16 protein-coding genes, 1 tRNA gene and 1 pseudogene are annotated in these 12721 nt (G+C 70.2%); 12 read left to right on the top strand and 6 right to left on the bottom strand.

Annotated elements, in window-relative coordinates:
- The first annotated feature begins 338 nt into the window (after positions 1-338).
- Positions 339-920: a hemerythrin domain-containing protein gene (locus tag B2U11_RS07230; protein ID WP_292070850.1), complete on the top strand. Its 582-nt coding sequence runs from the start codon at positions 339-341 to the stop codon at positions 918-920.
- 22 nt (positions 921-942) lie between these two features.
- Here B2U11_RS07230 and B2U11_RS07225 read toward each other — a convergent pair whose 3' ends face one another.
- Together B2U11_RS07225 and B2U11_RS07220 are read right to left on the bottom strand one after the other, a co-directional pair.
- Positions 943-1149 (bottom strand): hypothetical protein, encoded by a 207-nt coding sequence (locus tag B2U11_RS07225; protein ID WP_292070852.1) that lies wholly within the window; start codon positions 1147-1149, stop codon positions 943-945.
- A 45-nt stretch (positions 1150-1194) separates the two neighbouring features.
- Positions 1195-2427, bottom strand: coding sequence for a PQQ-dependent sugar dehydrogenase (locus tag B2U11_RS07220; RefSeq protein WP_292070849.1), 1233 nt, complete (start codon positions 2425-2427; stop codon positions 1195-1197).
- A gap of 187 nt (positions 2428-2614) precedes the next feature.
- Between B2U11_RS07220 and B2U11_RS07215 the strand changes: the two genes are divergently transcribed.
- The 3 genes from B2U11_RS07215 (at position 2615) to B2U11_RS07205 (ending at position 3299) form a co-directional block, all read left to right on the top strand.
- Positions 2615-2691, top strand: a tRNA-Met gene (locus B2U11_RS07215).
- A gap of 95 nt (positions 2692-2786) precedes the next feature.
- Positions 2787-2915 carry a hypothetical protein gene (locus B2U11_RS07210; RefSeq protein WP_292070848.1) on the top strand — a complete coding sequence of 43 codons (129 nt, stop codon included), beginning with the start codon at positions 2787-2789 and terminating at the stop codon, positions 2913-2915.
- 81 nt (positions 2916-2996) lie between these two features.
- Positions 2997-3299, top strand: a complete 303-nt coding sequence (locus tag B2U11_RS07205) for a hypothetical protein (protein ID WP_292070847.1) — start codon at positions 2997-2999, stop codon at positions 3297-3299.
- Positions 3300-3301: 2 nt separating this feature from the next.
- On the opposite strand, the gene B2U11_RS07200 is transcribed toward B2U11_RS07205, so the two are convergent.
- Positions 3302-3973, bottom strand: a complete 672-nt coding sequence (locus B2U11_RS07200) for a TlpA family protein disulfide reductase (protein WP_292070846.1) — start codon at positions 3971-3973, stop codon at positions 3302-3304.
- Here B2U11_RS07200 and argH point away from each other — a divergent pair.
- The 3 genes from argH to lysA are packed head-to-tail and all read left to right on the top strand — an operon-like array spanning position 3972 to position 6922.
- A complete protein-coding gene (gene argH / locus B2U11_RS07195) occupies positions 3972-5411 on the top strand; it encodes an argininosuccinate lyase (RefSeq protein ID WP_414632945.1) in 1440 nt (479 codons plus the stop codon). The genes B2U11_RS07200 and argH overlap by 2 nt on opposite strands.
- Positions 5408-5644, top strand: a complete 237-nt coding sequence (locus B2U11_RS07190) for a hypothetical protein (RefSeq protein ID WP_292070845.1) — start codon at positions 5408-5410, stop codon at positions 5642-5644. Before argH ends, B2U11_RS07190 begins: the two co-directional genes overlap by 4 nt.
- A gap of 3 nt (positions 5645-5647) precedes the next feature.
- The gene (gene lysA / locus B2U11_RS07185) at positions 5648-6922 is read left to right on the top strand and encodes a diaminopimelate decarboxylase (protein ID WP_292070844.1); all 1275 of its coding nucleotides are present in this window, start codon (positions 5648-5650) and stop codon (positions 6920-6922) included.
- Here the strand turns inward: lysA and B2U11_RS07180 are convergent.
- On the bottom strand, positions 6919-7452 hold the full coding sequence (locus tag B2U11_RS07180) for a phosphoribosyltransferase (RefSeq protein WP_292070843.1): 534 nt from the start codon (positions 7450-7452) through the stop codon (positions 6919-6921). The genes lysA and B2U11_RS07180 overlap by 4 nt on opposite strands.
- Positions 7445-8455, bottom strand: coding sequence for an MJ0042-type zinc finger domain-containing protein (locus B2U11_RS07175; protein WP_292070842.1), 1011 nt, complete (start codon positions 8453-8455; stop codon positions 7445-7447). Before B2U11_RS07175 ends, B2U11_RS07180 begins: the two co-directional genes overlap by 8 nt.
- Positions 8456-8526: 71 nt before the next feature.
- Here B2U11_RS07175 and B2U11_RS07170 point away from each other — a divergent pair, with 71 nt between their 5' ends.
- The 5 genes from B2U11_RS07170 to B2U11_RS07150 are packed head-to-tail and all read left to right on the top strand — an operon-like array spanning position 8527 to position 12311.
- Positions 8527-9237 carry a cell division ATP-binding protein FtsE gene (locus B2U11_RS07170; protein ID WP_292070841.1) on the top strand — a complete coding sequence of 237 codons (711 nt, stop codon included), beginning with the start codon at positions 8527-8529 and terminating at the stop codon, positions 9235-9237.
- Complete coding sequence (locus B2U11_RS07165) at positions 9234-10124, top strand: cell division protein FtsX (RefSeq protein WP_292070840.1); 891 nt, start codon at positions 9234-9236, stop codon at positions 10122-10124. The genes B2U11_RS07170 and B2U11_RS07165 overlap by 4 nt, the downstream gene beginning before the upstream one ends.
- The gene (locus B2U11_RS07160) at positions 10121-10747 is read left to right on the top strand and encodes a YdcF family protein (protein ID WP_292070839.1); all 627 of its coding nucleotides are present in this window, start codon (positions 10121-10123) and stop codon (positions 10745-10747) included. Before B2U11_RS07165 ends, B2U11_RS07160 begins: the two co-directional genes overlap by 4 nt.
- Positions 10748-11485 carry a lysophospholipid acyltransferase family protein gene (locus B2U11_RS07155; RefSeq protein WP_292070838.1) on the top strand — a complete coding sequence of 246 codons (738 nt, stop codon included), beginning with the start codon at positions 10748-10750 and terminating at the stop codon, positions 11483-11485.
- A gap of 43 nt (positions 11486-11528) precedes the next feature.
- Positions 11529-12311: a MipA/OmpV family protein gene (locus B2U11_RS07150; RefSeq protein WP_292070837.1), complete on the top strand. Its 783-nt coding sequence runs from the start codon at positions 11529-11531 to the stop codon at positions 12309-12311.
- Positions 12312-12387: 76 nt separating this feature from the next.
- Here B2U11_RS07150 and B2U11_RS07145 read toward each other — a convergent pair.
- Positions 12388-12721: pseudogene (locus B2U11_RS07145) on the bottom strand (malate dehydrogenase); the annotation flags it as partial.

Raw genomic sequence — 12721 nt, 5'->3', positions numbered from 1 at the left:
CAGCGCCTCGGGCCGGTTCAGGGTGACGACCGCATAGCCGTCCGCGTGGCGTTCGATCAGCAGGGTGGAATAGGCGTCGGCCATCAGGCGTCTCCTCTTTTGGACCCCGGGAACGTGGGTCAAGGCGTCGACGCCAAGAACCCTACGTTTACGTCAACGTCAAGTAATAAGCCACGCCGGCATGCGCCAGGGGGCTGGGGCGATCAACCCTGAACGCGCGGCCCCGCCTTGGGTGGCAGGGTGCGAACACGCACAGAGAAGAACGACTCTCACCTAGCTTTGCGGTTGGAACGCCCATCGGCGTCGCGGCTTGAGGCAGCGACAACCAGGAGGACGTCATGACCCAGACCTATGAAGAGATGGACGCTATCGCCATGCTGAAGGCCGACCACCGCAAGGTGGAGGACATCTTCGAACAGTTCGAGAAGGCGCGCGGCAAGGAAAGGAAGCAGGCCCTGGCCGAGCAGGCCTGCCTTGAACTGAAGGTTCACACCATCATCGAGGAGGAAATCTTCTATCCGGCCTGTCGCGGCCAGATCGACGAATCCGACCTGAACGAGGCCTATGTCGAACACGACGCCGCCAAGGTCCTGATCAACGACATCGAGGCCGGCGGCCCGGACGAGGCCTTCTATGACGCCAAGGTCAAGGTGCTGTCGGAAATGATCGAGCACCATGTCGAAGAAGAGGAGAAGCGCTCCGAAGGGATGTTCAGCCAGGCCCGCGCGGCCGGCCTGGACATGGACGCCCTGGCCGACCAGATGCGGGCCCGCAAGAAGACGGCGATGGCGGAGCTGAAGGGCCACCCGGAGATTCCGGCCGAGACCCGCACCTTCGAAGGCGACGACGTCGAAAGCGCCCTGATCGAAGAGCCCGTGGCCACCTCGACCCCGGCAGACGAGAGGGGCGCGCTGCGCTAGTTCGCGCGCGCCCGGCCAGCCGTCAGTTCAGGCGGCTGGCCCCGCCGGTGATGCGGCAGGCGTAATCGCGCGCCGGTTCGCCGCTCTGCGATCCGGTCGGCTGCAATACGCCTTCGCGTTCCGTGCACTGGGCCTCAAGTCGATCCATTTCGATCTGGTATCGGTTTGGAACGTCGCTGGTAGCGCAGCCGGCGACCAGCGGCAGGGCCAGAACGGCAAGCGAAATCATCACGCGCATCGGCGTACTCCTTCAAACAGCCCCTTGGACCCGAGCCTAGCGCGCGGCGGCCAGCCTGACCAGCTTGCCGTCGTCCTCGTCGGTGACGGCCCAGATCGCCCCGTCCGGTCCGACGGCCACGTCGCGAACCCGTTCGCCCAGGTCGCTCAACAGCCGTTCCTCGCCCACGACACGATCATTCTCGATCACCAGGCGCGCGACGTGCTTTTCCTTGAGCGCCGCCACCAGCAGGTTTCCATTCCAGCGGGGGAACATCGCTCCCTGGTAGAAGACCGCGCCGCCCGGCGCGATGACCGGGTCCCAGTAATAGATGGGCTGCTCCGTCCCGGCCTTTTCCGTATCGCCGGCGTTGATCGCCCCGCCCGCGTATTCGACCCCATAGGCGGCGTCGGGCCAGCCGTAGTTCAGACCCGGGCGGTCCAGATTGACCTCGTCGCCGCCGCGCGTGCCGTGCTCGATGGTCCAGACGGCCCCCGTGCCCGGCTGGATGGCGACGCCCTGGACGTTGCGGTGGCCCAGGCTCCAGATTTCGGGCCGCGCGCCGTCCCGGCCGACGAAGGGATTGTCCTGAGGGACCGAGCCGTCGGCGTTGATGCGGATGGTCTTGCCCATGTGCGAGCCCAGGTCCTGGGCCTGGGGCCGCATCGGCTTGTCCGACCGTTCGCCCAGGGTCACGAACAGCTTTCCATCGGGCGCGAAGGCCAGCGACGAGCCGAAATGTTTGTCGCCGTCATAGGTCGGCAAGGCGCGGAAGATGACCTGGACGTCCTCCACGCGGCCGCCGTCCTGCGACAGGCGGCCCCGCGCGACCGAGGTGGCGTTGCCGCCCTCGCGCGGTTCGGCGTAGCTCCAATAGATGCGCCGGTCCTGATCGAAGCTTGGCCCGACGATCACGTCCAGCAGGCCGCCCTGGCCCCGCGCGTCGACGGGCGGCAGGCCCTGGATCGGCTGTCCGACCTGTCCCTGAGCGGTGACGATCCGCATCCGGCCCGGCTTTTCGGTCACCAGCCAGTTTCCGTCCGGCAGCAGCGCCAGTCCCCAGGGGCGCTCCAGCCCGGAGGCCACGACCGCGTGCGTCAGCGCCTGTTCGGTTCGTACAGCCGGCGCCCGCGTCTGGCCGGCGAAGGCGGGCTCCTGCCCGGAGCCGTTAGCAGGGCGGGTCTCGAGCGGCGCGCCAGGAGAGGCGTCCTGCCTCGCCTCGCCATTGGCGCCGCAGGCGGCGGCCAGGACCAAGAGGGACGCGGAGGCGGCGGAAACGATCAGGCGCATGGACGGGGCTCTCTGGAAGGGGCGACGCGAACGCCCGCGAAACGACGCCGTCAGCGTTAGCGTTCCGAGGACGCGGTTGTTGTGCGCCCGATCGCCGCAGCCTTTCGCATCGGATGACTTGAACCGGCGGCCGGGCGGCGATATAGGCACGCCTCCCTTCGCACCGGCTGTCCGTGCGAGAGGCGACGGCTGGGTAGCTCAGGTGGTTAGAGCGGTGGATTCATAACCCACAGGTCGGCGGTTCGATCCCGCCCCCAGCCACCACCGCCGGTTCATCCCGGCCTTTTTTTCGAGACCTAGCAGCACGCCTGGACCTCCCCGCTCTCGACGGCGTCGAACGGGCGCGCCAAAATCGCGTCATGAACACCAAGACTCGGGACGGCGTGCTGAAAGCGCTACTTGTGATCGGGGCGATCGCAGCCCTCGCCTCGACGATCGGCATACTGGTCGCCTTCGGCGTGGCGATGGCGGGCATGTTCATAGGCTAGCAGGGCGAAGGCGCCGCCAAGAGCAACCTCCGCCGAATTTCCGCGTTCCACGGCCAAGCCAACCTTGACCGGAGATCAGCCATGAGCCCGCGCGTCACCACCATTCTCGCCGCCGCCGTCCTGACCTTGGGCGCCGCCGCCTGCACCGAGGCAGAGCAGGATCGCGCCGAGGTCCACGCCGAGGCCGCTGGCGACAAGGCCCAGGACGCCGCGGCCCAGGCCGGCGAAGTGATCGAGGCGGGCGCGATGAAGGCCGCTCAGGCCGTGGAGACCGGGGCTGGCAAGGTCGCCGGCGAGCTGGAGGAGAACCAGTCCGAGGCCGCCGCCGAGGGCCGCCCCGGCGCCATCGACCCGGCCACGGATCAGCGCGTCCCCGCCCACTGACGTCAGGTCGGCGAGGACGCCGCCCCGCTGCCCTCGGCCAACAACGCGTCGATCAGGGCGCGTGCTTCGGGTCCGTCCCAATCCGCCTCTCCCGACAGGGCGGCGCGGATGCGGCCCTCGCGGTCCAGCAGGATAGTCTGGGGCATCTTGCCCTTGCCGGGGAACTCGAACGGCAGCTGAAACCGCGTGTCGCCGTAGAACGGCAGCGGACGGTGGTCGTCCAGGAAGGCCTTGGCCTGGGCGACGCCTTCCGGCGTGGCGTCGACATTGACCGGAACCACGATCATGTCCTCGCGGTCGGAATAGCGCCGCGCCAAGGCCGCCAGCGTCGGCATCTCCTGGCGGCAGGGCGCGCACCACATGGCCCACAGATTGACCACCGCCACCTTGCCGCGGAAGGCGGCGAAACGGACGGCCGTGCCGTGCGCGTCGCGGAAGACGTAATCAGGCGCAGGGGGCGCATCCGCCGGCATTTCCAGCGCCGCCAGGGGGCCGACCGCGAAGCGGGCCAGGTCGCTTTTCTGTGCTGATGCGGCCGGATCGGCCGGCTGCTCTTGCGCGGTCCGGCGGTGATTGGCGTATAGCGACATCGCCACGCCTCCCGCGCCGGCCAGGGTTCCGACCAGGACCAGACCGCCGACCACCGCCCAGATCGCCTTTCTCGAGCCGCTCATGACAGACCAGACCTCTTCCGACGCCACCCTTGACGGCGGTTCGACTGCGCCCCTGAAGCCCGCCGGTCAAGACATGTGGGGCGGGCGCTTTTCGTCGCGCCCCGCCGAGATCATGCAGGCGATCAACGTCTCCATCGGCGTGGACCAACGCCTGTGGGCACAGGATCTGGCCGGATCGCGCGCCCATTGCCGCATGCTGGCCAAACAGGGCGTGATCCAGCAGGCCGACGCCGAGGCCATCCTGGGCGGACTGGACGCCGTCGAGGCCGAGATCCGGGATGGGACCTTCCCCTTCCGTGACCAGTTCGAGGACATCCATATGAATGTGGAGGCGCGCCTCAATGAACTGATCGGCGAGCCCTCGGGCCGTCTGCACACGGCGCGCAGCCGCAACGACCAGGTGGCGCTGGACTTCCGCCTGTGGGTCCGCGACGCCTGCGACCGCAGCGTGGTGCAGTTGAAGGCGCTGCAATTGGCGCTGCTGACCCGCGCCGAACAGCACGCCGGCGACCTGATGCCCGGCTTCACCCATCTGCAGACCGCCCAGCCGGTGACCCTGGGTCATCACCTGATGGCCTATGTCGAGATGTTCGGCCGCGACGCCGGCCGCTTCGCCGACGCCCGTTCGCGCATGAACGAAAGCCCGCTGGGCGCCGCCGCCCTGGCCGGTTCGCCCTTCCCCATCGACCGCCACATGACGGCGGCCGAACTGGGCTTCGACCGGCCGATGGCCAATTCCCTGGACGCCGTGTCGGACCGCGACTTCGCGCTGGAAAGCCTCGCCGCCGCCTCGATCACGGCCGGCCACCTGTCGCGCCTGGCCGAGGAGATCGTGGTCTGGATGACCCCGATGTTCGGTTTCGCCACCCTGCCCGACGACCTGACCACCGGCAGCTCGATCATGCCGCAGAAGCGCAACCCCGACGCCGCCGAACTGGTCCGCGCCAAGACCGGCCGCATCATGGGATCGCTGGTCGCCCTGTCCACGGTGATGAAGGGCCTGCCGCTGGCCTATTCCAAAGACATGCAAGAGGACAAACCGCCGGTGTTCGAGGCCTTCGACGCCCTGGACCTGGCGCTGAACGCCATGACGGCCATGGTCGCGGCCCTGCGTCCGAACACCGAACGGATGGCCGAGGCGGCCGCCTGGGGCTTTTCCACCGCCACCGACCTGGCCGACTGGCTGGTGCGCGAACTGAACCTGCCGTTCCGCAAGGCGCACCACGTCACCGGAGCCGCGGTGAAGCGGGCCGAAGTCCTGGGCGTGGACCTGGCGCAACTGCCCTTGGAAGAACTGCAAAAACTCGACGCCGGCATCACGCAGGCGGTTTACAAGGTGCTCTCGCCCGAGGCTTCTTGCGCCAGCCGTCAGAGCTTTGGGGGAACCGCGCCGGAACAGGTCCGCGCGCGCGTCGCCGACTGGAGGAAGCGCCTGTGATCATCAAGAAATCCGTGCTTGTCATCGGCGTCCTGGCGCTGGCGACCTCCGCCTGCGGCCGGATGACCGACCTGGAGGCCCCGCGCCGCGAGACCGAGCGCGCCGTGCGCGACCGCGACGCGCCGTCCCTGCCCGAGCCGGCGACGGTGAACCGTCCGTCCAGCAGCGTGCCGATCGACGGCGGCCCCACCAATCCCATCGGCGCCGGCGCCGCCCAGAACGAACCCCGCTAGGCCTTGCATCATTTTGAACCGAAGGACGGCGTGCTCCACGCCGAGGGGGTCTCGCTGGAGACCCTCGCCGACGAGGTCGGCACACCCGTCTATGTCTATTCCACCGCCACGCTGAAGCGGCACTACGGCCTGTTGCGGGCGGCCGCCGACGCGCACCGCGACGCCCTGGGCGAGGCCCTGATCGCCTTCGCGGTCAAGGCCAACTCGAACCTGTCGGTGCTGGCGACGCTGGCGAAGATGGGCTCGGGGGCCGACACGGTGTCGGAAGGCGAGATCCGCCGCGCCCTGGCCGCTGGGGTTCCGGCGGAGCGGATCATCTTCTCCGGCGTGGGCAAAACCGATGTCGAACTGGCCTTCGCCATCGCTGTCGGCGTACGCCAGATCAACATCGAATCGGGGGCCGAGTTGGACCGCCTGATCCAGGTCGCGGCCCTGATGGACGCCAGCCCCGCCGTCGCCGTGCGCGTCAATCCCAATATCGGCGCTGGCGGCCACGCCAAGATCACCACCGGCGGCAAGGGCGACAAGTTCGGCGTACCGGTCGAAGAGGCGCTGGAACTGTATGCGCGCGCCTCGGCCTCGCCCCATGTCACGCCCGTGGGCCTGGCCTGCCACATCGGCAGCCAGATCACCGACCTAACCCCGCTGGAAGCCGCCTTCCGCGTCCTGGCCGACATGACCCTGACGCTGCGGGGCCAGGGCTGCGCCGTCACCCGGCTGGACCTGGGCGGCGGCCTGGGCGTGCCCTACGCCGGCGGCGCGGCGCCCCCGTCCCCCGCCGACTATGTCGCCATGGCCGCGCGCGTGCTGGACGGCCTGGAGGTCGAGGCCGCCTTCGAGCCGGGGCGCCTGCTGGCCGCAAACGCCGGCGTGTTGCTTAGCCAGGTGATTCAGGTCACCGAGCGTTCCGACGGCCGCCGTTTCCTGGTGCTGGATGCGGCCATGAACGACCTGATGCGTCCGGCGCTCTACGACGCCTTCCACGACATCGTCCCGGTGCGGCCAAGCCCAAGCGCCGCGCGACCCTACGACGTGGTCGGCCCGGTGTGCGAGACCGGCGACACCTTCGCCCGCGACCGCGACCTGCCGATGCTGGAGGCCGAGGACCTGGTCGCCTTCACCGGCGCCGGCGCCTATGGCGCGGTGATGGCCAGCGAATACAACAGCCGTCCCCTGGTCCCCGAGGTGCTGGTCGACGGCGACCGATGGGCCGTCATCCGCCCGCGTCCGACCTATGAGGAAATGCTGGACCGCGAGCCGTTCGCCGACTGGCTCTAATCCATCGCGCAGATGTCGGGCAGGCCGCGCAGCCCCCCGGCGTGATCCAGGCCGTAGCCGACCAGGAACCGGTTCGGCGCCTCCCACCCGACGAAGTCCGGCTCGGGCGCGCGGGGCTTGGGCCAGGGCTTGCGCGCGAACACGCAGGTCAGAACCTCGGACGCCCCGCCCTCGCGCGCGATCCGCACCGCCTCGGCCAGCGACAGGCCGGTGTCGAACACATCGTCCAGGATCAGCACGCGGCGCCCGTCGATCGGCCGCTGGAACGGCGCATAGACGTCGATCGCGCCCCGGCTGGTCTTGTCGTCACCGTATGAGGCCAACCACAGGGCGTCGAAACGGACCCGCCGGCCCTCGCGCGCCAGGGCGCGGGTCAGGTCGGCGGCGAACCACAGGCCGCCGGTCAGCAACACCGCCGCCACGGTGTCGTCGTCGATGGCGGGCGCGATGCGTCGAGCCAGGTCGGCGACGATGCGGGAGATCTCCGCCTCGGGCAGGAGGACGGTCGGCGTCGGGGAGGTGTCAGCCATGATGGGAGGCCGATACCGCCTCCCCGTGGGCGCTGTCCACCGCAGTCAGCGGCCGGGCGTCGACCGGGGCGGCGGCCGAACCGCCGAAGCCGGGCGCGGAGGCGGGGCGCAGGCCCCGGGTCTGGGCGTTGGCGGGCGACGCGTCCGGCGAGGCCGACGGCGCGCGGTCGGCCGAAGTATCGGCCGTCTGCAGCGCGCCCGTCGCTTGCGCCGGCTCGTGATGGGCGGCCCCATGACCGTAGGCCTCGGGCGCGGCGGCCCCGTGCCGCTGGGCGCTTGTTTCGGCCCTGGGACGCTGGGCCGGAGCCGGCGCGAAGTTCACGCCGATGTCCGCCGCGTGGCCGCCAGGGTCGGGGATCAGGGCGGCGAAGCCCTGAACCTTGCCGGGCAGGACCGGGGCGGCGTCGATCGGGATCACCTTGAAACCGACCTCCGCGCCATGCTCGTCCAGCAGGGCGACGCGCACGGGCGGGGCCACGATCTCCTCGTCGCGGACATTGCGCAGGGCGCCGGCGACCAACACCATGCCGGGCTGGTCGGGGGCCTCGCGCGCGCTCATCGCCTCGAAGTCCAGCCCGACCGGGTTCACCGGCGCGCCGACCATGGCGTAGGCGGCCGCCGCGCGGGGGAAGGCCTGGACCACCTCGACTCGGAACAGCCAGGCCGAGACCAGCAGACCGACGAAGATCGCCGCCATCGCGGCCCAGACGGCGCCCTGAGCCGCTGCACGGCGCAGGCGGCGCTGCTGTTCGGCGCGGGCGCGGAAGGCCTTGGGCAGTTCGGGCGCCGGCGTTTCGGCTAGGCTGGCCGGCTCGGGCGCGGGCGCGGATTCAGGCGCGGCGGCCGGCTTCGGCTCCGGCTCGGCGGTCAGTTCCAGCGGCTCCTCGACGCCTGCGCGCCACACCTCGCCGCACGATTGGCAACGCACCTTGCGCCCGGTCGGTCCGACCAGGTCGTCGCGAATGAAATAGCTGGTGGCGCAGGCGGGGCAGGTCAGTATCATGTCGTCTGACTGCGAGGCTTGCGCCCCCTCCCGAGAGGCGCGACCCGCGCCCCGTCCCTGAAACCGAAACCATGCCGTCCTCGCCCGCCAGCGCCGCCGAAACCGCTCCCGCGTCCGATACCGTCCGCCTGTCGGGCGTGGGCTTCGGCTATGCGGATGCGCCCGGGATTCTGCGGGACGTTAACCTCATTCTGCCGCGCGGCTCTTTCCACTTCCTTACCGGGCCCTCGGGGGCCGGCAAGTCGTCGCTGCTGCGCCTGCTGACCCTGGCCGCCCGGCCCCGGACCGGCCGGATCAGCCTGTTCGGCTCCGACGTGACCGACATCGCCCGCCGCGACGTTCCCGTCTTCCGCCGCCGCATGGGCGTCGTGTTCCAGGATTTTCGGCTGCTGGATCATCTGTCGGCCTTCGACAACGCCGCCCTGCCGCTGCGCCTGGCCGGCGGACGCGCGGCCGACCATGCCGCCGATGTCGAGGAGATGCTGAAATGGGTCGGCCTGGGCGCGCGCATGGACGCCCGCCCCCCGGCCCTGTCCGGCGGCGAAAAGCAGCGACTGGCCATCGCCCGGGCCGTGATCGCCCGTCCCGGCCTGATCGTCGCGGACGAACCGACCGGCAGCGTCGACGCCGCCATGGCCGACAAGCTGCTGCGTCTGTTTCAATCGCTGAACCGGCTGGGCGCGACGGTGCTGATCGCCAGCCACGACCAGGCCCTGGCCGAACGCTCCGGCGCGCGCGTGCTTCACCTGCACAAGGGCGGTCTCTACGAGGCGGTCGCGTGATCCGCCTGGTTCCCGAACGCCGCCCCGGCCTGCTGCCGCCCGCCGCGGCGGGCGAGCCCTGGCTGATGACCGTCATCGCCGTGCTGTGCTTCCTGGCCTGCCTGGCCGCCGTCGCAGGCTCCGCCGCCGACCGCGCCGCCCAGGGCTGGGCGCGTCAGCTGGGCGCCGAAGCCACCGTCCAGGTCCGCCCGCGCGTCGGCGAATCGGGCGCCGCCGCCGCGGCCCGCGCCGCCGAGACCCTGGCCGGCGTGGAGGGGGTCGAGGAGGCCGCCGCCCTGGACCGCAAGGCGGCCGAAGACCTGCTTAGACCCTGGCTGGGAGACGCGGTGCTTCCCGATCTCCCCCTACCCTTCCTGGTCACTGTCCGCCTGGACCCCGAGGCGCCCGCCGGCGCCCTGACGCTCAGCCGCGCCCTCGCCGAGGCAGGACTGGACGCCAGCGTGGACGATCACAGCCTGTGGCGCGGCGAGGTCGAGCGGTCGGCGCGGCTGATCGCCCTTCTGGCCGGCGCCGCCTTCCTGGCGATCGCGCTGGCCGCCGGGGCCGCCATCGCCTACGCCACCCGCGCGGGCCTGGCGGCGGGGCGCGAGGTGATCGAGACCCTGAGCCTGAACGGGGCTACCGATGCGCGCATCGCCGGCCTGTTCATGCGGCGGTTCGGCCTGATGGCGCTGGCGGCCGGGGCGATCGGTGCGGCCTTGGCGGGGGTGCTGGTGGTCTTCCTGCGGTTCCTCGGCGGATCCGAAGGCCTGACCCAGGCGCTGCCCTTGGCGTGGAGCGATCTGCTGCTGCTCTCGCCTTGCCCGCTGCTGGCCGCTACTGTGGCGGTTCTCGCGGCCAGATTCGCCGCCTTGAAAGTGCTGGGTTCGGACAGGCAGGACGGATGAGGCTGCTGGTCATCATCGCCATCGTCGCCCTGATCTGGCTGGTCGGGCTGTTCGCCTTCGCCGACCGGGTGCGGGGCCTGACGCCGGCCGAGGAGCCGGCGCGCGCCGACGCCATCGTGGCCCTGACCGGCCCGTCGTCCGAGCGCGTCAACGCCGCCATCCGCCTGCTGGAACAGGGCAAGGGCCGGCGCGTCCTGATTTCGGGCGTGAACCGCGAGGTGCGCCGCCGCGAACTGCGCGAGCTGACGCCCGGCTCCAGCCGCCTGTTCAACTGCTGCGTCGACCTGGGCTTCGAGGCGGAGGATACGGTCGGCAACGCCCAGGAGATCGCCGCCTGGGCGCGCGCCAGGGGCTATGACGACCTGATCGTCGTCACCTCGGACTATCATATGCCCCGCTCGCTGGTGGAAATCCGCGGCGCCCTGCCCGGCGTGCGGCTGACGCCCTATGCGGTGTCGACCCCGTCGCTGGACAACGCCCGCTGGTGGCGCGCGGCGGTCACCGCCCGGCGGATGACGCTGGAGTATATGAAATATCTGGTCGCCCTGGGCCGCGAGGGGATCGAACGCCTGACCCGCGACCGGCCCGTGACCGCTCCCGCTGATGAGAAGGCCCCGGCTTAAGTGACCTTGCTGCGCTCCCTCGTCTTCACCCTGTGGCTCTATGTGTCGATGCCGCTATTCGCCATCGGCCTGTCGCCGGCGCTGCTGATGCCGCACCGCTACGCCATGGGAGTGGTCAAGGCCTGGGCGCGCACGGTCCTGTTCGGGCTGCGTTGGATCGCCGGGGTCAAGGTCGAGGTGACTGGGCTGGAGCACCGCCCCTCGGGCGCCGCGCTGGTGGCGTCCAAACATCAGGGGATGCTGGATGTGGTGGCGCTGCTGGCCATCCTGCCCGACGCCTGCTTCGTGCTGAAGAAGGAGCTGATGCCGTTGCCCTTCTTCGGCTGGTTCGCCTGGAAAACGAAGATGATAGCCGTGGACCGCCAGGGTCACGCCAAGGCGCTGAAGGACATGGCGCGCCAGGCCCGCGCGCGGCTGGCCGAAGGGCGCCAGATCGTGATCTTTCCCGAAGGCACCCGCACCGAGCCGGGCGCGCCCGGCGACTACAAGCCCGGCGTGGCGGCCATCTATCGCGACCTGGAGGGCCCGTGCTGGCCGGTGGCGACCAACTCGGGCGTCTGCTGGCCTGCCCATGGCGTCATGCGCCATCCCGGCGTGGTGACCTTCGAATTTCTGGAGCCCATTCCCGCCGGTCTGAAGCGCGGACCGATGATGGCGTTGCTGGAAAGCCGCATCGAGACGGCTTCAAGCGTCCTGTTGGAGCCAAAGGCCGCGCTTGCGCATTCTGATCCGGCCTGACCCTCCCCGGCCGGGCGTTCCGCAGATCGCCCAAGGCCGCTTCATGTCGCTTCGCACCCTTTTCCTGTCCGCCGCCTTCGCCGCCGTCGCCGGCTCGGCCCTGGCGCAATCCCAGCCCTATGAGCAGGTGGAGGCGCCCAAGACCTGGCGCGTCGACATCGGCGGCGGGATCACTCACGGCTTCAGCGCCACAGGAAACACCGGCGACGACGTGAACTACACCGCCTGGGGCTCGGCCAACTATCGCGACATCGTTTACGCCAACGGCCTGGACGGCCTCGGCTGGAACGCCGTCAAGACCGACGACTTCCGCGCCGGCGTCCAGCTTCGTCCCCGCTTCGCCGCTGGCGACATCGAGGGTTCTAGCCTGGAACGGCCGGATTTCGGCGCCGACGCGGCCCTCTACGCCTACAAGCGTTTCGGTGGAGTGGTCGTGGGCGGCCGCGTGGCCCAGGACGTGTCGGGCGACGACGCGGGACTGCAGTATTTCGCCTCCATTGGCCATCAACGCGTGACCCCGGTGGGTCTGCTCCGCGTGTCGGGCTATGTCGTGGGCGGGAACGACGAGCGCATCCAGCGCTACTTCGGCGTCACGCCCGAACAGGCGCCGGGCAGCGGCTATCAGCCGTACGCGGCGTCGGGCGGCCTGTCCGGCGCCGGGGCCGTCGCCTTCCTGGCCATTCCGGTCGGCGAGCGGTTCGGCGTGGGCGGTTTCGTCAACTACGAGCAGCGGCTGGGCGACACCAAAGATAGCCCCCTGGTCGAGGACGAGGGCGTGTGGCGCGCCGGCCTGATCGGGGTCGTGCGCTTCTCCAGCGGCAGCTGACGCAAAGGGAAAGGGCCGCGGATCGCTCCACGGCCCTTCTTGAACATCAAAGGCGTTGAAGCCCCGCCGCCGGCATTTAGGCCAGCGAGCCGTCGATGTCCTTGCAGGCCTGGATCAGGCCCTTCACAGAGTCGACCGACTTCGCCAGCATGGCCTTTTCGTCGTCGTTGGTGGTGAACTCGACCACCTTCTCCACGCCCGCGGCGCCGATCAGGGCCGGGACGCCGACGTAGAGGTCCGACAGGCCGTATTCGCCGTTCAGATAGACGGCCGACGGCAGGACGCGCTTCTGGTCCAGAAGATAGGACTTGGCCATGGCGATGGCGGACTCAGCCGGGGCGTAGAAGGCCGAGCCGGTCTTGAGCAGGGCCACGATCTCGCCGCCGCCCTTGCGGGTGCGCTCGACGATG

This window comes from Brevundimonas sp. UBA7534 (genome assembly GCF_002479325.1).
GTDB lineage: Bacteria > Pseudomonadota > Alphaproteobacteria > Caulobacterales > Caulobacteraceae > Brevundimonas.
Note: the sequence above shows the minus strand (reverse complement) of the source record. Positions and strands in the feature narration are given on the sequence as shown.